Genomic DNA, 17,022 nt, shown 5'->3' on the forward strand with positions numbered 1-17,022 from the left:
CGATGACGGAACGACCCACCTTCAGCAGCGATCGCGGCCTGGCCGGGCGCCTTGCCTTGAGCCGGCTGGCGACGCGGGCCTCGATGATGGTCGAGCGTGGCTGGCCGTTGCTGCTTCCGCTCGTCATCGTCGCAAGCCTGTTCCTCAGCGTCTCCTGGCTCGGCCTCTTCTCCCGGCTGCCAGATATGGCGCGCATCGGCCTTGTCGCCGCCTTCGGCGTCGCCGCACTAGGTGCGCTCTACCCGCTGCGCTTCTTCCGCCTGCCTGGCGCCGCCGAAATCGACCGCCGCATCGAGGCGGCCAATCAATTGTTGCACAGCCCGGTGCTGGTGCAGACCGACCGGCCAAGTGGCCGGGAAAGCAGCTTCTCGCAAGCGCTGTGGCGCGAACACCAGAAGCGCATGGCCGGAAAGCTCAACAGCCTCGGCGCCGACCTGCCGCGCACGCGCGTGCCAGAACGTGACCCCTGGGGGCTGCGCGCCGTGGCGGCACTTGTGCTCGTTACCGCCTTCGCCTTCTCCTTCGGGCCGACGGGTGGCAGGATCAGCGACGGGTTCAATGCCCATGGTGCGCATGACGCCGTGCCGCCGCGCATCGACGCCTGGGTGACGCCGCCGGCCTATACCGGCAAGCCGCCGATCTTTTTGACCGCCGACGCCAACCAGGCGACGCCGACCTTCACCGTTCCCGAAGGCAGCGACGTCTCGCTGCGGGTGACCGGCGGCTCAGGCGATGAAACGCTCGGCTACGCCGACAACAATGGCAATTCCCGCGCCATCGACCCGGCCGGCCCGCAGGTCGCCGCCAAGCCGGCGGCAAGCCCGGCGACGCCGTCCAAGGTACGTCAATTCACCGGCAAGCTGACCAGCGACGGCACGCTGACGCTGACATCGGGCGAGGACCAGCTCGGCCGCTGGGCCTTCGCGGTCATAGCGGACAAGCCGCCGCAGATTGGCTTCGTCGGCGAGCCGAAGCGCGCCGCCAACGGCGCTTTCGAACTCAACTACCAGATCGACGACGACTACGGTGCCGCCACCGCCAAGGCGGTGTTCGCGCTCGCCGATCCGCAGGCGCCCAAGGCACATCCGCTCTATGGTCCGCCTGAAATGCCGCTGTCGCTGCCCCGTCGTGGTGGCAAGTCGAACGCCGCCAGGACCTCGAAGGATCTGACTGAGCATGTCTGGGCGGGCAGCAGCATCAAGCTGACGCTGGTTGCCACAGACGATGCCGGGCACACCGCATCGAGCGAGACCAAGACGCTGCTGATGCCGGAGCGGCCTTTCGCCAATCCGCTGGCGCGCGCGGTGATCGAGCAGCGCCGCCTGCTGGCGCTCGACGCCAACGCCAAGCCGCGCGTGCTCGACCTGATGGACGCCATCACGCTGCGGCCGGAAGACACATTCGACAACATGTCCCACTACCTCGCCATCATGAGCGCCCGCAGCCGGCTGAAGATGGCCGACAGCGACGATCAATTGCGCAACGAGGTCTCCTATCTCTGGGAAATCGCACTCGGTATCGAGGAAGGCAATCTGTCGGCCGCGGAAAAGCGGCTGCGCCAGGCGCAGCAGGCACTGCAGGACGCCATCAAGAATGGCGCCAGCGACGCTGAAATCGAAAAGGCGATGAAGGAACTGCGCGAGGCGATGAACCAGTTCCTGCAGGAATTCGCGGAGCGCGCCAAGCAGAACCCCAATGCACCGCAGATGCAGCAGAACGGCCAGGAACTGCGCCAGAGCGACATCGACCGCATGATGGACCAGATCGAGAATCTGGCGAAATCTGGCGATCGCGACAAGGCGCAGCAATTGCTGTCGCAACTGCAGGACATGATGAACAATCTCCAGGCCGGCCGTCAGCAGCAAAGCGGCCAGCAGGACAGCGAGATGCGCCAACAGATGGACAAGCTTGGCGAGATCCTGCGGCGCCAGCAGGAGATGATGAACGACACCTTCCGCATGGACCAGATGCAGCGCGGCGAGCGCCAGCGTGGACAGAACCGCGACGAGCAGCTCGGCGAAGGCGGTGGCCAGGATGAGGACAAGCCAGGGATCGGCGAGAACTCCGATCCGCTCGGCCGGCAAAAGCCGATGACACCACAGGAATTCGCCGACGCGCTGAAACAGCTGCAGCAGGGCCAGGGCCAGCTGAAAAGCGACCTCGAGCAGCTGAAGAAGGGACTCGAAGGCATGGGCATGGAGCCCAACGAAGGATTTGGCGAGGCCGGCAAGTCCATGGGCAATGCCGAACAGGCGCTCGGCGAAGGCGCAGGTGACGAGGCTGTCGGCCATCAGGGCCGGGCGCTGGAAGCGCTGCGCAAGGGCGCCAAGGACATGATGAAGCAGATGCAGGCCATGCAGGGCGACCAGGGCGGTAGCGAGGACGGCGGCCGCCAGCAGAACGCCGATCGTGATCCGCTCGGCCGGCCACGCGCCAGCCAGGGTCCCGATTTCGGCGATTCAGTGAAGGTGCCCGACGAGATCGACGTGCAGCGTGCCCGCCAGATTCTGGAAGCGATCCGCAAGCGGCTCGGCAATACGCTGAGCCCCGACATCGAGCGCAGCTATCTCGAACGGCTGCTCGAGCTGAAATAGGGATTGCCGCCCTGCCTCCCCCGAAACCCTCTCGAACGGTTGCGTCACCATGCCCAAACTTGACGCTGTCACGCCCATCTGCGCATCTTCGACATTGCCAAGGCGCGTGAATTCTATGTCGGCTTCCTCGGCTTCGAGGTGCAGTGGGAGCATTGCTTCGACGACAACGCACCGCTCTACATGGCGGTCGGCCGCGACGGCTGCGTCCTGCATCTCAGCGAACACCACGGCGATGGCGCGCCTGGCATTGCCGTGCGCATCAAGGTCGAGGACATCGCGGCACTGCAGGGCGAATTGGCGGCCAAGAATTGCCGCTTCGCCAGGCCGGGCCTCGAAGAGACGCCGTGGAAGACCCGCGAGGTATCGGTCGCCGATCCGTTCGGCGATCGCCTGCTTTCTACGAGGATACGGCGGGCTGACTGAGCCGGTTGACGAACGCTTCGCGGATAGCCTCCTGCATGCCGTCGATCGCCTCGCCTGACGCATTCGGGTTGCGGTGCATCACCACATTCGAGGAATCGATGGCCCCGAACCCGTCCGCGGTCGTCAGCTCACGGCAGCCGTCGGGAATGTTGCTGCGCGAAATCGGCGCGATCGCCAGCCCGGAGGTGACGGCGAGCTTGAGACCGCCGGTGGTGTCGCTGGTATAGGCAACACGATAGGCAAGATCGCGTTGCTCCAGTGATTTGATGGCGAAGTCCTTGCACCAGCCGGCCCGGTTGTAGAGTGCGATCGGCACCGGCTGCTCCTCATGCATGTGGTGCAGGGTCGACGTCACCCACACTGTAGGGTCGTGCATCAGCACTTCGCCGCCGGCAGGATCCTGCCATTCGAACACCACGCACAGATCGAGTTCGCCGGCGGCAAGCGCCGCTATCTGTGCCCCCGAATGCGCGTAGCGCACGGTGACCTCGACCTGCGTGTGACGCTTCGAAAAAGCGCCGAGCGCGCGCGACAGGATGGCGTGGCCATATTCCTCGGGAATGCCGATGCGAACCGGCCCGCCAAGCGGCGCTGCCGCCATCGACGCCGCCGTCTCGTCGAGCAGCGAGACAATGCGGCGGGCGTTGACGATAAGTTCGCCGCCGCGCCGTGTCAGTGCGACGCCGCGCGAACCGCGCTCGAACAGACTGTCGCCGATCAGCGCTTCGAGCTTCTTCATCTGCATCGACACCGCCGACTGGGTGCGGCCAGCCTGCTCCGCCGCCTTGGTGAAATTGCCAGTCTCGGCAATCGCCACGAAGGTGCGCAGGAGATCGCTGTCGAGGGTCGGTCGCATGAAATCCACCATAAGGAAATTTGATCACTGGTATCATTCCAATTCGTTTGCAACATGTCAAACGCGGGATGATAGTGGCCTCACCCATTGGATATGCGGCTGCGAAATCAGCCGCGGACCAATCAAGAGTCCTCACTCGTGCCCGCTGCCCGAAACGGTGGCGGGTTCTTTTTAGCTTGCAGCAAGCGTGCTTGCGGTGGCGGTACTGGAGCCTGGAACACTCATGCAGAACCGGATGTTGCGCGGCATCCTGAGCCTGTGCCTGGGCGTGCTGGTCTTCTCGCTGCAGGATCCGCTCGTCAAAGCCGTGTCGAGTGGTTATCCGGTGACCGAGGTCATGGCGATCCGCTCGATCGTCGCTCTGCCGATCCTGATCTTTCTGGTCCAAGCCGATGTCGGCCTGCGGGCGATCCTGTCGAAGCGATTCGGCATGCTGACGGTGCGCGCCTTCATCCAGTTCACCTCCTATACGGTGTACTACCTGGCCATCGCTGCTTTGCCGCTGGCCGACGCGGTGGCGCTCTATTTCATGGCGCCGCTGTTCATCATGGCGCTGGCCGGGCCGTATCTTGGCGAGCGCGTCTCCTGGTGGACGCTGGCGACCGTGCTGATCGGGCTATTCGGCGTCCTCGTGATGCTGCGCCCGGGCGCCGGCCTGTTCGACTGGGCAGCGCTGCTTTCACTGGGTTCGGCGGCGCTCTATGGTTTTTCGCAGCTGATGGCCCGCAAGATCGGCGATACCGAATCGTCCACCGTGATGGCCTTCTATCAGAACGGCGCCTATCTGGTTGGCGCCGCCGTGGTTGCCGGCGCGTTTCACCTTGCCGGCATAACCCACGCCGCCCACCCGAGCCTGGAATTCCTGGTGCGGCCCTGGCTGTGGCCGACGCTGCCGGATTTTCTCAAGATGGCGGCCTGCGGTTTCGTCGCTTCCGCCGGCATGATCCTGCTGTCGCAGGCCTACCGGATGGCGCCGGCCAACCGCGTTGCCACCTTCGAATACACCGGCATCCTGTGGTCGCCGCTGTGGGGTTTCCTGTTCTTCGCCGAAGTACCACGGTCGACGACCGTGATCGGTGCTGCCTTGATCATCGGCGCCGGCCTGCTGGCGCTCAACACCGAACGGCGCAAGAGCGCTGCACCCGTGCTCACTGCTGCCGATCCAGTCTGATCAGGCGAAGCAGATCAGCGCCCGTTCGACGCGAGAACGGATTTCGGCCAGCGTAAAAGGCTTCTGCACGATATCGAGGATAATGCCGTTCAATTCCTCGGCACGCTCGCGCTGGTCGGCGTAGCCGGTCATCAGCACGATCTTCATCGATGGGAAGAGCGATGCCGCCGCGATCGCCATCTCGATGCCGTCCATCTCCGGCATGCGGATGTCGGAGACGACAAGATCGTAGCCGCCACGCGCGGCCTGGATCAGCGAAAGCCCCTGCGCGCCGTCCGCCGCGATATCGATTGTGTGCCCGGCGCGTTCAAGCGCGCGGGCGGCCAGGGTGCGGACGGACTCGTCGTCCTCGACGATCAGAAGCTTTGCCATGGCCGGCATATTTGGCGCTGAAAAGTTGACTTTTCCTGAAGGAGCGCAGCATCGCCAAGCATTTTTGATGCCGCTCAGACATCCCCTTTGACGACGCCGACAAACGGCAGCTCACGAAAAGCGTGGGCAACGTCCATGCCGTAGCCGACGACGAAATAGTCGGGGCAGTCGAAGCCGACATAGTCGGCATTGAGGGCGGTCTGGCGGCGCATGCGCTTGTCGAGCAGCACGGCGATGGAACAGCTCTTGGCGCCCCGCGACAGCATCAGGTCGCGGGTGAAGCTCAGCGTCTTGCCCGATTCGAGAATGTCGTCGATCAACAGCACGTCGCGGCCGGCGACCTCATTGTCGATGTCGCGCAGCACCCTCACCTCGCCGCTGGTGGTGCCGGCGCCGTAGCTGGAGATGAAGATGAACTCGACCTCGGGCGACAGGCCGACATCGTGCATGGCGCGAATGAGATCGGCGGCGAAGATGAACGAGCCCTTCAGCACCGAGATCACCAGCAGATCGTGATAGTCGTGGCCGGCGATCTCCTTGGCGAGCTCGAGATTGCGCCGCGCGATCGCCGATGCCGAAAACAGGACTTCGATGTCCTTGCCGCGCACGATGGGCATTGGTGGTCTTCCCCCGGTGATCGCCTATTGGGCGAAAGTAACCAAAATGGTTCTTACGCCGTTCTTAGGCACGTCGAGCCGGCTGGCAAAGCCGAATCTTTCACCGGACGCCAGCACACGGCCGGATGTCCCCAACGTATAGCGGGTTGTGCGCCCGTCATTGCCGGTCACCCGGATTTCGAGCGGCGGCAGTTGCACTGGTTTCGCACCGTCATTGGCGGCCTCGCCATCGACGTACAGCGCGGGGTTCGCCCCGGAGGCATCGACGCGTGACGTGACGCCTGAAATGCTGAGCGCCGACACCTGCGCGCCGGACGGGAACGGCGCCTGGCGCACCAGCGCGTGCCCGCCGGAAACCCAGAAGGCGGCCAACGCGGCGCCGATGCCAGCGATCCAGAAGATCGGCCCGCCGCGCAAGGCCGGCGGCCGTTCCGTCGCGGCCTCGGGCTTGCGCAACATGTCCATGCCCTTGATGGGCGGTGTGACGGTCGCGCGCGGCGGCGGCGAAACGCTTTCCATGGCGGGGACAAGACGCGGCATCACCACGTAGTCGGCATCGACGATGTCGGCAGCCGAACCACGCATGAACCGGTCCGTAGCGGCAATTGCCGCCGGATCGGTCATGATTTCGCCGGAAACCGGGCGCGCGGTTCGATCGTCAGCCATCATGGCCCCAGCATTGCAGCACGTGTTCGCTTTTCGTTTCTTTTGCGTAAACACAAATGGTTAACGCTTCCCCACCGGAGCCCTCGTGACGAGCCGAAACAACTCAGGAATTAACCGCCGGTTAACCATGCCGGCCGATGGTCTTTACCCAGAACAGGCCGGCTTGCTGCCGCCAAGAAATTCAGGTCGTCGAAATTGATTCGTTTCGAAAATGTCGGCCTCCGCTATGGCATGGGTCCGGAAATCCTCCGCGACATCTCCCTGCACATCCCGGAGCGCTCCTTCCAGTTCCTCAGCGGCCCTTCGGGCGCCGGCAAGACGACCTTGTTGCGCCTGCTGTTCATGTCGCTGAAGCCGACGCGCGGGCTGATCACCATCTTCGGCAAGGATCGCTCGCGCATCTCGCGTACCGAACTGCCGCATCTGCGCCGCCGCATCGGCGTGGTGTTCCAGGATTTTCGCCTGCTCGACCACATGACCACCTACGAGAACGTCGCGCTGCCGCTGCGCGTACGCGGGCGCGAGGAGGCAAGCTACCGCACCGATGTCACCGAATTGTTGAAGTGGGTCGGGCTGGGCGAACGCATGCATGTGCTGCCGCCGGTTCTGTCCGGCGGCGAGAAGCAGCGCGCCGCCATCGCCCGGGCGCTGATCGAGCAGCCGGAAATCCTGCTGGCCGACGAGCCGACCGGCAATGTCGATCCGCCGCTGGCGCGACGTCTGCTGCGGCTGTTCATCGAGCTCAACCGTCTGGGCACCGCCGTGGTGATCGCCACCCACGACCTCGGCCTGATGGAACAGGTCGACGCGCGCCGCATGATCCTGGCCGGCGGAAGGCTGGACATCTATGACTGAGCTGTCCGCCGACCATCTTGTGGAACGAGAGCAGGACGCCGAGGCGACCGAGGCAAAGCCGCGCGCCCAGCGCAGGATGGCGCCGATCGTGCCGGCGCAGAACATAGCCGGCCGGGCGCTGGTGCTGGTCATCGCCATCATGACCTTCCTGTCCTGCCTGACCTTCGGCGCGGTGACGCTGGTGCGCGACACGGCTTCCGTCTGGGAGAACCAGATTTCGCGCGAGGCGACGATCCAGATCAAGCCGGTCGACGGCCTCGACATGGAGGCAGCCCTTGCCCAGGCCTCGCAGATCGCCGGCGAGTTTCCCGGCGTCAAGGCGACCCGGATCATCGATCGCGAAGCGACCGCGCGGCTCCTGGAGCCGTGGCTGGGCTCTGGCCTCAACATCGACGAGCTGCCGGTGCCGCGCCTGATCATCGTCACCATCGACGAGAACAGCCCGCCCGACTTCGCCGCCATGCGCGCCGCGATCACGCCGAAACTGCCGAGTGCATCGCTCGACGATCACCGCACCTGGGTCGACCGGCTGGTCGCCATGGCCCGCACCACGGTGACCATCGGCATCGCCGTGCTGGCGCTGATGCTGTCGGCGACCGTGCTGACGGTGGTGTTCGCCACACGCGGCGCCATGGCCGGCAACGGCCACATCATCGAGGTGCTGCATTTCGTCGGCGCCGAGGCACAATTCATCGCACGCGAATTCCGCCGACATTTCCTGGTGACCGGCATGAAGGGCGCGGCGGCCGGCGGTGCCGCGGCAGTGCTCGTCTTCATCGTCTTTTCCTGGTGGTCGTCGCGCAATATGGCGACGCCGCAGGCCGACCAGGCGACCGCCCTGTTCGGCAATTTCGCAATCGGGTCGGCGGGCTATCTCGGTGTCGTCTTGATGGTGCTGGTGATCGGCGGGCTCACGGCTGCCACGTCCCACGCCACCGTCGTTGCCTATCTCAGCGACATCGAAGTCCGCCAACCGGATGCAGGGTGATCACGGATGGAGAATTCACGTAACGCAAAGTGCGTCTTTTACCTACCCAAGGCCGCATTTCAGGACTAACCATATGGCGATGGACGCGCGGGATTCGACCGGTACGGCTGGACAGATGCCAGTGGTGGTTGCCCGTTCGCATGACCGCCGCACGGTGAGCCGTCTGAGGGCCGTGTTGCGTATATCCGCTCTCTCTGTGCTCGTCCTCGCAACTTTGTTTGCCGGCGGCTTCGGCTGGTTCGCCAACAAGGTCAGCCATCTGACGACGCCGGCCAATCCGGCCAGGGCAGACGCTATCATCGTGCTGACCGGCGGCCAATCCCGCCTCGACGCCGCGATGGATCTGCTGGCGTCCGGCAAGGGCGAGCGGCTGCTGATCAGCGGCGTGCATCCTTCCGCGAGCCGTCGCCAGTTGCAGGCGGCGACCGGTGGCGACAAGCGGCTGTTCTCCTGCTGCGTCGACATCGACCGCGCCGCGCTCGACACGATCGGCAATGCCGAGGAAAGCGCCAAATGGGTCGAGAGCCACGCCTATGGCACAGTGATCCTCGTCACCAACAATTATCATATGCCGCGCAGCCTGCTTGAGATGGGCCGGCTGCTGCATGGCGCCAAGCTCGAGCCCTATCCGGTGGTCAATTCCAACCTCGACAATGGCGGCTGGCTGACCAAGCCGCGGGCGTTGCGCGTGTTGTTCACCGAATACAACAAATATCTGCTGGCGCTCGCACGCGGCATCGTGCCGGTCAAGCCGACGCCCAACGGTATCGCGCTGGCCGAAACCGCTGCCGGCGGCTGAACCATTATTCCCCGGCGGCCGCGCCTGCCCCGGCGGCGGCGCCTAAATTCCCCTTGAGCCGTGCGACCTCCTGTTCGAGGCGCTCGATCCGCTTATCTCGCTCGCCGAGTGCGGCCGCCACGTCGGCCGCCTCGAACCGTTGCGGGATATGCTGAGGACAATTGGCATCCCAGGCCGAGACCGTGAACAGGATGACCTGCTCGGGGCGCGCCTTGTAATCCTGTGGCATCAGCTTCGCCATCAACTCGGCATCGTTCTCGACGACGCGCGCCGTGCCCCAGAGCTTGATGCGCTGGCGGTGCATATAGTCGATGAGGAACAGGAAGGCCTGCGGGTTGTCGGCCAGATTGCCCTGCGTGATGAACTGCCGGTTGCCAGCAAAATCCGCGAAGCCGATCATGTTTTCATCCAGTACCTTGAGGAAGCCGGCGGGTCCACCGCGATGCTGGATGTAGGGCTGGCCCTCGCCATTAGCCGTCGACAGGAAGACGCTGGTCTGCATCTCGATGAAGGCAGCAAGGTCAGGGGTGATGACAGCTTGCCAGCCGCCACGCTCCTCGACGCGGGCATAGGATTGGCGCGAGCCCTTGCGGGCCTGGATCGCCTTGACCGTCGGCGTGAAGGCGACGTCGCTGGTGAAAGCATGCGCGTTCATCGAAACCTCCTTGCCCGGAACAGGGCCTACGATGGTTCACGCAATTCCGGACGGAAAACCCGTTTCACATTTTTCCTGGAATTGTTCTAAAGCCCGAGTTCCGACAATGTTGGGTGATCGTCCGGCCGCCGGCCGAGCGGCCAGTGATACTTACGATCAGCCTCGCCGATCGGCAGGTCGTTGATGCTGGCGATGCGCAGGCGCATCAGCCCGTGTTCGTCGAATTCCCAATTCTCATTGCCATAACTGCAGAACCATGAACCGCTGTCGTCGCGCCATTCATAGGCGAAGCGCACGGCGATGCGATTGCCGTGGAAGGCCCAGACCTCCTTGATCAGCCGGTAGTCGAGTTCCCTGCTCCATTTGCGCGTCAGGAAAGCCTGGATGGCATCGCGGCCTTGCAGGAATTCGGCACGGTTGCGCCAGCGGCTGTCCGTCGTATAGGCAAGCGCGACCCGTGCCGGGTCGCGCGAGTTCCAGGCATCCTCGGCCATGCGCACCTTCTGCGCTGCGGTCTCGGCGGTGAACGGCGGCAGTGGCGGGCGGGCTTCGGACATGACAACTCCTTTACGAGGCCATGCTACAGGCAGGCCGACAGACGCAATATAATGCCTTCCATCATTCAAATGCAGATGACATATTCGTAACCTGTCCTTCCATTTTCTGGAAGAAATTATAGATCGCCTCGAAGCCATGTCGCTCTTTCCCCACGCGTGAAGGAGCGATTGGCGCGACTGATGTAGCGGAACCGGACCGGTCACCGATCGACGGATCGCTCTCTTCGCCGTTCAGAGTGCCCGGAGGCCATTTCCTTTTTCCCCGTGCTTGGTGTAACCAACGCACACCTCCTCACCGGGCCTCCCCAATGCTCTATGTCCGATCGCTGACGTTCAATTTCGTCTTCTACGTCAACCTGATCGTCCAGATGATCCTCTGGACCCCCTATTATTTCCTGTCGCCCCGTCACCGCGCCTGGTTCGTGCCCAAATTCTGGTCGCGCACCTCGATGTGGCTCTATGGCAAGATCGCCGGAACGAAGAGCGACATCACCGGCCAGGAAAACCTGCCCGAAGGCTCCTTCATCCTGGCGCCCAAGCACCAGTCGTTCTGGGACGCGATCGCCTTCTTCCCCTTCCTTCAGGACCCACTCTACATCCTCAAGCGCGAGCTGACCTGGATCCCGTTCTTTGGCTGGTACATCATGAAGATGCGCATGATCCCGGTTCATCGCGGCAGCCGTTCGAAGGCGCTGAAGGCCGTGGTCGCCGCGACCAAGGAGGAGATGGCGCGCAATCCCCGCCAGTTGATCATCTATCCCGAGGGCACGCGCCGTGCGCCGGGCGACGAACCGGCCTACAAATACGGCATCGTCGAAATCTATGCACAGCTTGGCGTGCCGGTGGTGCCGGTCGCCCATGTCGCCGGTCTCTATTGGCCGCGCCGCAAATTCCTGCGCTATCCCGGCACCATCAAGGCGCGGTTCCTGCCGCCGATTCCACCGGGGCTGGGCAAGGAAGAATTCATGGCCCGGCTGATCGGTGAAACCGAGGCCGCCTGCGACCAGTTCCTGATTGATGCGGCGCGCGGCCCGAACCCACCTGCCTTGCCGCCGACGGCGGTGAAAAGGCTGCAAGAGTTGGATGCGGCTGCAAGAACCAAAGTCTGAACCGGAAGTCTCCGGCCGGCAGGTCTCAGCCGAACACGGCCAGCGCGGTGGTCAACACCAGCGTCGCGGCAAAGACCAGATTGATGATCCGCGAGGCCGCCGGCCGGCGCAGGAAGCGCGCGAACGCTGCCCCCGCGACAAGCCACAGAGCATGGATGGCAACGATCATCAGGGCGAGAACCGCCAGATTCAGCCACAGACCAAGCTCAGCAGCGTCCAGTTTCGACGAAGCACCGGCGAACACGGCGGCGATCGCCACATAGGCCTTTGGATTGGCGATCGCGAGAAGAAACCCGGCCAGCCATGTTGGACGCGAAGCCCCGGCGGCGCGCGTCGCCAGCGGCGGCGCCGTCGCGATCTTGAAGGCGAGATAGAGGATGTAGGCCGTGGAAGCGACAGCCAGCAACGGCGCTAGCTTCGGCACCGACATCAGCACCGCCATGACCCCGGTCGCGACGACCAAAAGCACGGTGATCGTGCCCAGGATGATGCCCCAGGCATAGCCCAGCGAGTGGCGCAAACCACAGGCCGCACCGACCGCGGTGACGCTTATCGTTGCCGGTCCCGGGCTGCCCATGACGACGGCCGAGGCAAGCACCAGCGCGAGCAGCTGACGCCAAAGGTCCGGCTGCAAAAGAAGCGGCTCAGTCATCTCACCCTCTGCCTTGCCCCGTGCAAAGGGACGGTATGGCAAGGCAAGAGGGTCGTCTTGGACGTTCGTGCGAGGAGCGGCCGCCGAAAACGTTAGCCGCTCGCTTTGTCGAGTTCGGCCATGTCGGCGGCGCTCAGTTTCAGCGACGCCGCCTTGATCAGGCTGTCCATCTGCTCGGGTTTGGTGGCGCTAGCGATCGGCGCGGTGACGCCTGGCCGTGCGATAACCCAGGCAAGCGCCACCTCAGCCTGCTTGACCGAATGCCTGGCAGACACCGCATCAAGCGCTGCAAGGATGCGCATGCCGCGCGCATTGAGGTAGTCTTTCACCCCACCGCCACGCGGGCTTTGGCCGAGATCGGCCTCGCTGCGGTATTTGCCGCTGAGAAAACCCTTGGCCAGGCTGAAATAGGTGATCACGCCAATGTCTTCGGCCACGCACAGATCGCGCAGCGGCCCGTCAAAGGACGAGCGATCGTAGAGATTGTATTCCGGCTGCAGCACCTCGTAGCGCGGCAGGCTGCGCAGGCTGGCCACATCGAGCGCGGCACGCAACTGGCCGGCATCGAGGTTCGAGCAGCCAGCATAGCGGATCTTGCCCTTGGCGAGCAGCTTCTCGTAAGCGCCGAGCGTTTCCTCATAGGGCGTCGTCGGGTCTGGCCAATGTGACAGATAGAGGTCGATGACATCGGTCCGGAGCCGCTTCAGCGATGCGTCGACGGCCTTTTCGATGTATGCGGCGGACAGGTCCTTGTGCCCCTGCCCCATATCCGAACCGACCTTGGTGATCACCACGACCTTGTCACGATTGCCACGGTCTTTCATCCACTTACCGATGATGGTTTCCGACTCACCGCCCTTGTGACCGGAGACCCAGCGCGAATAAGCGTCCGCCGTATCGACGGCATTGAGGCCGGCGCCGACGAAACGGTCGAGCAGGTCGAACGAGGTTTTCTCGTCGGCGGTCCAGCCGAAGACGTTGCCGCCCAGGACCAGCGGCGCGATGGACAGGTCGGTACGACCGAGGCGGCGTTTCTGCAAGGCGGATCTCCGGGATGATTGGGGCGGACGAATGGCGACCGCGCGCTGAGGTTCGTGGTCTAACCTAGGTCTTGCCTGATCGAGGTCAAAGGCCTGGCCGGCTTTTTCCGCAGAGCCAGCTTCACAAAGGCGCGACCTGCCTGGCGACATCCTCCAGCCAGTGGTCGCGGATGCCCAGCGCCTCGAGATGCTCCAGCGTGCTGAGCACATAGTCCTCGTTGTTGCCGGACTGGCCGACCGCGCCGCGCACCACGGCCGCCGCATCCGCCGCATCGAGTGCGCCGGCATATTGCTCATGCTGGCGGTCGACGATGTAGGCTACAGCGTCGACTGTGCTACCGCCGTCTAGGCGAATCTTGAGCAAGCGCTCGAGATAGACGTTGGTGACCAGCTCGCGCTCGCGCAGATAGGTGATGGCCTCGTCGCGCAAGTCGCCGGGAACGCGGAACGCCAGGCCGATGCAGGAGCCGCCGCGGTCGAGGCCGAGCACCAGCCCCGGTCGTTCACGCGTGCCGCGATGCACGAAGGAATAGACGCAGAGCGACCGGCGGTAGCCATGCAGGCGAGCGCGTTGGGTCTCGACATGCGCGAAACCCGGCCGCCAGATCAGCGAACCATAGCCAAACACCCAAAAATCGCCCATATCGCCGCGCCTGATTGCAAAAGATGCCAACACCGCACCGGGACCGATGTTTTTTCTGCCCGTCCCGTCTAACTATTCGTCTCTGTCTACCTATCGTTGGCGGAATCGACTGTCCGTCCGCAACACCCATGCGTTAACGAGAGCCAAAGCATGACGTCAAGTGACGAACGCCAGCCGAGTAACCGTCGCCGCCTGTTGTGGCTTGCCGCGTTCATCGTTGTGCTGTTTGCCATCTACAGCGGCGGCTGGTTCTATCTGGCCGACCGCGTCAGGAATGAGGCCGACAAGGCGGTTGCCACGCTCAACAAGACCGGTGTCGAAGCCGGCTGCGCCAATCTGCAAGTCAGCGGCTATCCCCTGAGCTTTACCGTCTCCTGCGACAACCTGGCCTACGAGGACGATGCCAGGAACATCGCCGCTTCGGCCGGTAGCTTCAACGCGGCCGCCCAGATCATCCGGCCTCTGTCACCGGTTGCCAATCTGCGCGGTCCGCTCAGGACCTCCGTTCCGGACATGGTGCCGCTCTGGATCGACTGGGACAATCTGCAAGCCAACGTCAAATTGTGGTGGCCGCTGCCGCGGCGGATTTCTCTGGAAGCGGAGGGCCTGTCCGGCCAGACCGATCCGGCCGACGACACCGATCCGGTGCAACTGTTCAGCGCCGGCAAGGCATCAGGTCAGTTGCAGCCGAATGGCAAGGACATTGACTATATCGGCAGTTTTGGCGATCTGGAGATCGATCCCAATGCGATCGGCGGGCGCGTGCTGCCGGCGCTCGACGTCAGCGGCGACGTCACGCTAAAGAACGGCGTCGCGCTGATCGGCACGCAGGTGAAGAGCCTGCGCGGCCAGGCGATCGAAATCCGCAGCCTCGACCTGTCGTCGGGGACGGCGCGCATCACTGTTTCGGGACCGCTCTCGGTCGATGCCGAGGGCCTGATCAACGCCAATCTGATGATCAGGCTGAAGGACCCGAAGGCGGTGGCGGCCATCCTGGGCGCCGCCATAACGGAGCAGAAAAGCCAGATCGAGCAGGGCTTTGCCGCCCTGGCGGTGCTCGGCAACGAACCGTCGATGCCGCTGAAGGTGGTCAAGGGCAAGGCCTCGCTCGGCTTCATTCCGCTGGGCAAGATCAAGCCGGTGGAATAGCGCTGCCATGGCAAGACCCGTGAAGCTGCTGAGCGTTGGCGCACTGACGCTGGACACCATCCTGCGTGTCGAGACATTGCCCGTGCATCAGGGCAAGTTCATCGCCTCCGATGGAGTCCAGATCGCCTCGGGCATGGCCACGAGCGCTGCCTGCGCAGCCCACCGCCTGGGCGCCGATGTATCGCTGTGGGCGAGTGCCGGCGACGATACCGTCGCCGACCAGCTCATCGCCGGCATCGAGGCCGAAGGCGTCGATTGCACCTTTGTGCGCCGCGTCAGAGGCGCGAGCTCGGCGCTGGCCTCGATCCTGGTCGACGCGCATGGCGAGCGCATCATCGTGCCGTTCTATGACAGGCTTGCCCAGGCCGATCCCGAAGCCTTGCCGGTCGCTAACCTCATGGCATTCGACGCCGTACTGGTCGATGTCCGCTGGCCGGGTGCGGCGGCACTTGCCCTGAAGGCGGCGCGGACCGGTGGCCGTCCGGCGATCCTCGATGCCGACACCGCGCCGCTGGAGGTCCTGGAACAGCTGTTGCCGCTCGCCACGCACATCGTCGCTTCGGAGCCGGCGGCGCGCATTGTCTGCGGCCAGGCGCTCGATCCGGAAACGGCTTGCGCCGATCTCGCCAGCCGCACTGACGCCTTTGTCGCGGTGACCGGCGGCGCGGCGGGGAGTTGGTGGCACGACAGTTCCGCAGGCTGTGTGCGCCATGTCGCGGCGCCGAGGATCAAGGCGGTGGATACGCTCGCCGCCGGCGATGTCTTTCATGGCGCCTTCGCCGTCGGGCTGGCGGAAGCCATGCCGGTCGAGCAGGCTTTGCGCTTTGCCAGTGCGGCCGCCGCGCTCAAATGCCTGCGCTTCGGCGGCAGGCTGGGCGCGCCGAACCGCGCCGAGACTCTGGCCATGGTTGCCGCGACCTGGCCTGCCTGAAACAGTTCAGCTCTTGGCCGGGTGCTCTACCGCCTGCCGGCCAAAATCGGGCACGTCGATGTCCTGGCCGGCCTCGATGATCGAGCGGCGCACGGCGCGGGTGCGGGTGAACAGGTCGAAGAGTTTTTCGCCATCGCCCCAGCGGATCGCGCGCTGCAGCGACGCCAGATCTTCCGAGAACCGCGCCAGCATTTCGAGGATGGCGTCCTTGTTGTGCAGGCACACATCGCGCCACATGGTCGGGTCGGAAGCGGCAAGGCGGGTGAAGTCGCGAAAGCCGGAAGCGGAATATTTGATTACTTCGGACTTGGTCACCGACTGCAGGTCATCGGCGGTGCCGACGATGTTGTAGGCGATGATGTGCGGCAGGTGCGAGACGATGGCCAGCGTCATGTCGTGATGCTGGGGATCCATCGTGTCGATGTTGGCGCCGCAGCGGCGCCAGAATTCCGACAGCCTTTCCAGCGCATCCGGGTCGGTGTCGGGCAGCGGTGTGAAGATGCACCAGCGATTGTCGAACAGGTCGGCGAAACCGGCATCGGGGCCGGATTTTTCCGTGCCCGCCAGTGGGTGGCCGGGAATGAAATGGACGCCGGCTGGCACATAAGGCTGCATCTGCGCGATGACCGATGCCTTGGTCGAGCCGACATCGGTAAGGATCGCACCCTTCTTCAGCGCCGGCGCGATTTCCTCGGCCACCGCGCCGGATGAGCCGACCGGCACCGAGACGATGACCAGATCGGCATCGCGGACCGCCTCTCTTGCATCCGTGGTGTAGGAGGAGCCGAGCCCAAGCTCCTCTGCCCGCGCCAGCGTCGCCGCACTACGGGTCGAGATGACTACGTGACGGGCCAGACCCTCGCGGCGGATGACGCGGGCCAGCGACGAGCCGATCAGGCCGATGCCGACCAGCGCGATCTTCTCAAACATCGGTGATGTCATGGT

Annotated in this window: 19 protein-coding genes; 9 read left to right on the forward strand and 10 right to left on the reverse strand. The window is 64.2% G+C overall.

Annotated elements, in window-relative coordinates:
* Window positions 1-2: 2 nt before the first annotated feature.
* Complete coding sequence (locus ASD99_RS12680) at window positions 3-2,594, forward strand: TIGR02302 family protein (RefSeq protein ID WP_057143857.1); 2,592 nt, start codon at window positions 3-5, stop codon at window positions 2,592-2,594.
* A 93-nt stretch (window positions 2,595-2,687) separates the two neighbouring features.
* Window positions 2,688-3,017, forward strand: a complete 330-nt coding sequence (locus ASD99_RS12685; protein WP_320410767.1) for a glyoxalase superfamily protein — start codon at window positions 2,688-2,690, stop codon at window positions 3,015-3,017.
* On the opposite strand, the gene ASD99_RS12690 is transcribed toward ASD99_RS12685, so the two are convergent.
* The gene (locus ASD99_RS12690; RefSeq protein WP_057143898.1) at window positions 2,992-3,873 is read right to left on the reverse strand and encodes a LysR family transcriptional regulator; all 882 of its coding nucleotides are present in this window, start codon (window positions 3,871-3,873) and stop codon (window positions 2,992-2,994) included. The two genes, ASD99_RS12685 and ASD99_RS12690, sit on opposite strands and share 26 nt — an antisense overlap.
* 223 nt (window positions 3,874-4,096) lie before the next feature.
* Between ASD99_RS12690 and ASD99_RS12695 the strand changes: the two genes are divergently transcribed.
* Window positions 4,097-5,044, forward strand: coding sequence for a DMT family transporter (locus ASD99_RS12695; protein WP_057143859.1), 948 nt, complete (start codon window positions 4,097-4,099; stop codon window positions 5,042-5,044).
* Here ASD99_RS12695 and ASD99_RS12700 read toward each other — a convergent pair whose 3' ends face one another.
* From ASD99_RS12700 to ASD99_RS12710, 3 genes are all read right to left on the reverse strand, one after another.
* Window positions 5,045-5,416: a response regulator gene (locus ASD99_RS12700; protein WP_056583899.1), complete on the reverse strand. Its 372-nt coding sequence runs from the start codon at window positions 5,414-5,416 to the stop codon at window positions 5,045-5,047. It abuts the gene before it with no gap.
* A gap of 74 nt (window positions 5,417-5,490) precedes the next feature.
* The gene (gene hpt, locus ASD99_RS12705) at window positions 5,491-6,033 is read right to left on the reverse strand and encodes a hypoxanthine phosphoribosyltransferase (RefSeq protein ID WP_056583612.1); all 543 of its coding nucleotides are present in this window, start codon (window positions 6,031-6,033) and stop codon (window positions 5,491-5,493) included.
* A gap of 24 nt (window positions 6,034-6,057) precedes the next feature.
* A complete protein-coding gene (locus ASD99_RS12710) occupies window positions 6,058-6,702 on the reverse strand; it encodes a hypothetical protein (protein ID WP_057143860.1) in 645 nt (214 codons plus the stop codon).
* Between the two features lie 192 nt (window positions 6,703-6,894).
* Between ASD99_RS12710 and ftsE the strand changes: the two genes are divergently transcribed.
* The 3 genes from ftsE (at window position 6,895) to ASD99_RS12725 (ending at window position 9,341) form a co-directional block, all read left to right on the forward strand.
* Window positions 6,895-7,554: a cell division ATP-binding protein FtsE gene (gene ftsE / locus ASD99_RS12715; RefSeq protein WP_010911739.1), complete on the forward strand. Its 660-nt coding sequence runs from the start codon at window positions 6,895-6,897 to the stop codon at window positions 7,552-7,554.
* The gene (locus tag ASD99_RS12720) at window positions 7,547-8,542 is read left to right on the forward strand and encodes a cell division protein FtsX (RefSeq protein ID WP_057143861.1); all 996 of its coding nucleotides are present in this window, start codon (window positions 7,547-7,549) and stop codon (window positions 8,540-8,542) included. Before ftsE ends, ASD99_RS12720 begins: the two co-directional genes overlap by 8 nt.
* Before the next feature lie 73 nt (window positions 8,543-8,615).
* Entirely contained in the window at window positions 8,616-9,341 is a 726-nt protein-coding gene (locus tag ASD99_RS12725; protein ID WP_056583625.1) for a YdcF family protein, read from the forward strand.
* 4 nt (window positions 9,342-9,345) lie between these two features.
* On the opposite strand, the gene ASD99_RS12730 is transcribed toward ASD99_RS12725, so the two are convergent.
* Window positions 9,346-9,996 (reverse strand): pyridoxamine 5'-phosphate oxidase family protein, encoded by a 651-nt coding sequence (locus ASD99_RS12730; protein ID WP_057143862.1) that lies wholly within the window; start codon window positions 9,994-9,996, stop codon window positions 9,346-9,348.
* Between the two features lie 86 nt (window positions 9,997-10,082).
* The gene (locus ASD99_RS12735; RefSeq protein ID WP_057143863.1) at window positions 10,083-10,553 is read right to left on the reverse strand and encodes a DUF1348 family protein; all 471 of its coding nucleotides are present in this window, start codon (window positions 10,551-10,553) and stop codon (window positions 10,083-10,085) included.
* A gap of 308 nt (window positions 10,554-10,861) precedes the next feature.
* Between ASD99_RS12735 and ASD99_RS12740 the strand changes: the two genes are divergently transcribed.
* Window positions 10,862-11,662, forward strand: coding sequence for a lysophospholipid acyltransferase family protein (locus ASD99_RS12740; RefSeq protein WP_056583650.1), 801 nt, complete (start codon window positions 10,862-10,864; stop codon window positions 11,660-11,662).
* Between the two features lie 25 nt (window positions 11,663-11,687).
* On the opposite strand, the gene ASD99_RS12745 is transcribed toward ASD99_RS12740, so the two are convergent.
* The 3 genes from ASD99_RS12745 to ASD99_RS12755 form a co-directional block, all read right to left on the reverse strand.
* Entirely contained in the window at window positions 11,688-12,314 is a 627-nt protein-coding gene (locus ASD99_RS12745) for a LysE family translocator (protein ID WP_056583654.1), read from the reverse strand.
* A 92-nt stretch (window positions 12,315-12,406) separates the two neighbouring features.
* Window positions 12,407-13,354: an aldo/keto reductase gene (locus ASD99_RS12750; RefSeq protein WP_056583658.1), complete on the reverse strand. Its 948-nt coding sequence runs from the start codon at window positions 13,352-13,354 to the stop codon at window positions 12,407-12,409.
* Between the two features lie 121 nt (window positions 13,355-13,475).
* Entirely contained in the window at window positions 13,476-13,997 is a 522-nt protein-coding gene (locus ASD99_RS12755; RefSeq protein WP_056583661.1) for a gamma-glutamylcyclotransferase, read from the reverse strand.
* Between the two features lie 150 nt (window positions 13,998-14,147).
* Here ASD99_RS12755 and ASD99_RS12760 point away from each other — a divergent pair, with 150 nt between their 5' ends.
* The gene (locus ASD99_RS12760) at window positions 14,148-15,146 is read left to right on the forward strand and encodes a DUF2125 domain-containing protein (RefSeq protein ID WP_056583663.1); all 999 of its coding nucleotides are present in this window, start codon (window positions 14,148-14,150) and stop codon (window positions 15,144-15,146) included.
* Between the two features lie 7 nt (window positions 15,147-15,153).
* Window positions 15,154-16,077, forward strand: coding sequence for a sugar kinase (locus tag ASD99_RS12765; RefSeq protein WP_057143864.1), 924 nt, complete (start codon window positions 15,154-15,156; stop codon window positions 16,075-16,077).
* A 6-nt stretch (window positions 16,078-16,083) separates the two neighbouring features.
* On the opposite strand, the gene ASD99_RS12770 is transcribed toward ASD99_RS12765, so the two are convergent.
* On the reverse strand, window positions 16,084-17,019 hold the full coding sequence (locus tag ASD99_RS12770) for a prephenate/arogenate dehydrogenase family protein (protein WP_200950992.1): 936 nt from the start codon (window positions 17,017-17,019) through the stop codon (window positions 16,084-16,086).
* Window positions 17,020-17,022 lie beyond the last annotated feature (3 nt).

Origin of the sequence: Mesorhizobium sp. Root695, assembly GCF_001428185.1 — a bacterium.
Classification (GTDB): Bacteria; Pseudomonadota; Alphaproteobacteria; order Rhizobiales; family Rhizobiaceae; genus Mesorhizobium.

Bases quoted from the DNA above. Each gene is read 5' to 3' on its own strand.
- ASD99_RS12680 (WP_057143857.1), top strand. From the start codon at position 3: ATGACGGAACGACCCACCTTCAGCAGCGATCGCGGCCTGGCCGGGCGC.
- ASD99_RS12690 (WP_057143898.1), bottom strand. From the start codon at position 3,873: ATGCGACCGACCCTCGACAGCGATCTCCTGCGCACCTTCGTGGCGATT.
- ASD99_RS12695 (WP_057143859.1), top strand. From the start codon at position 4,097: ATGCAGAACCGGATGTTGCGCGGCATCCTGAGCCTGTGCCTGGGCGTG.
- ASD99_RS12700 (WP_056583899.1), bottom strand. From the start codon at position 5,416: ATGGCAAAGCTTCTGATCGTCGAGGACGACGAGTCCGTCCGCACCCTG.
- hpt (WP_056583612.1), bottom strand. From the start codon at position 6,033: ATGCCCATCGTGCGCGGCAAGGACATCGAAGTCCTGTTTTCGGCATCG.
- ASD99_RS12710 (WP_057143860.1), bottom strand. From the start codon at position 6,702: ATGATGGCTGACGATCGAACCGCGCGCCCGGTTTCCGGCGAAATCATG.
- ASD99_RS12720 (WP_057143861.1), top strand. From the start codon at position 7,547: ATGACTGAGCTGTCCGCCGACCATCTTGTGGAACGAGAGCAGGACGCC.
- ASD99_RS12725 (WP_056583625.1), top strand. From the start codon at position 8,616: ATGGCGATGGACGCGCGGGATTCGACCGGTACGGCTGGACAGATGCCA.
- ASD99_RS12730 (WP_057143862.1), bottom strand. From the start codon at position 9,996: ATGAACGCGCATGCTTTCACCAGCGACGTCGCCTTCACGCCGACGGTC.
- ASD99_RS12735 (WP_057143863.1), bottom strand. From the start codon at position 10,553: ATGTCCGAAGCCCGCCCGCCACTGCCGCCGTTCACCGCCGAGACCGCA.
- ASD99_RS12740 (WP_056583650.1), top strand. From the start codon at position 10,862: ATGCTCTATGTCCGATCGCTGACGTTCAATTTCGTCTTCTACGTCAAC.
- ASD99_RS12745 (WP_056583654.1), bottom strand. From the start codon at position 12,314: ATGACTGAGCCGCTTCTTTTGCAGCCGGACCTTTGGCGTCAGCTGCTC.
- ASD99_RS12755 (WP_056583661.1), bottom strand. From the start codon at position 13,997: ATGGGCGATTTTTGGGTGTTTGGCTATGGTTCGCTGATCTGGCGGCCG.
- ASD99_RS12760 (WP_056583663.1), top strand. From the start codon at position 14,148: ATGACGTCAAGTGACGAACGCCAGCCGAGTAACCGTCGCCGCCTGTTG.
- ASD99_RS12765 (WP_057143864.1), top strand. From the start codon at position 15,154: ATGGCAAGACCCGTGAAGCTGCTGAGCGTTGGCGCACTGACGCTGGAC.
- ASD99_RS12770 (WP_200950992.1), bottom strand. From the start codon at position 17,019: ATGACATCACCGATGTTTGAGAAGATCGCGCTGGTCGGCATCGGCCTG.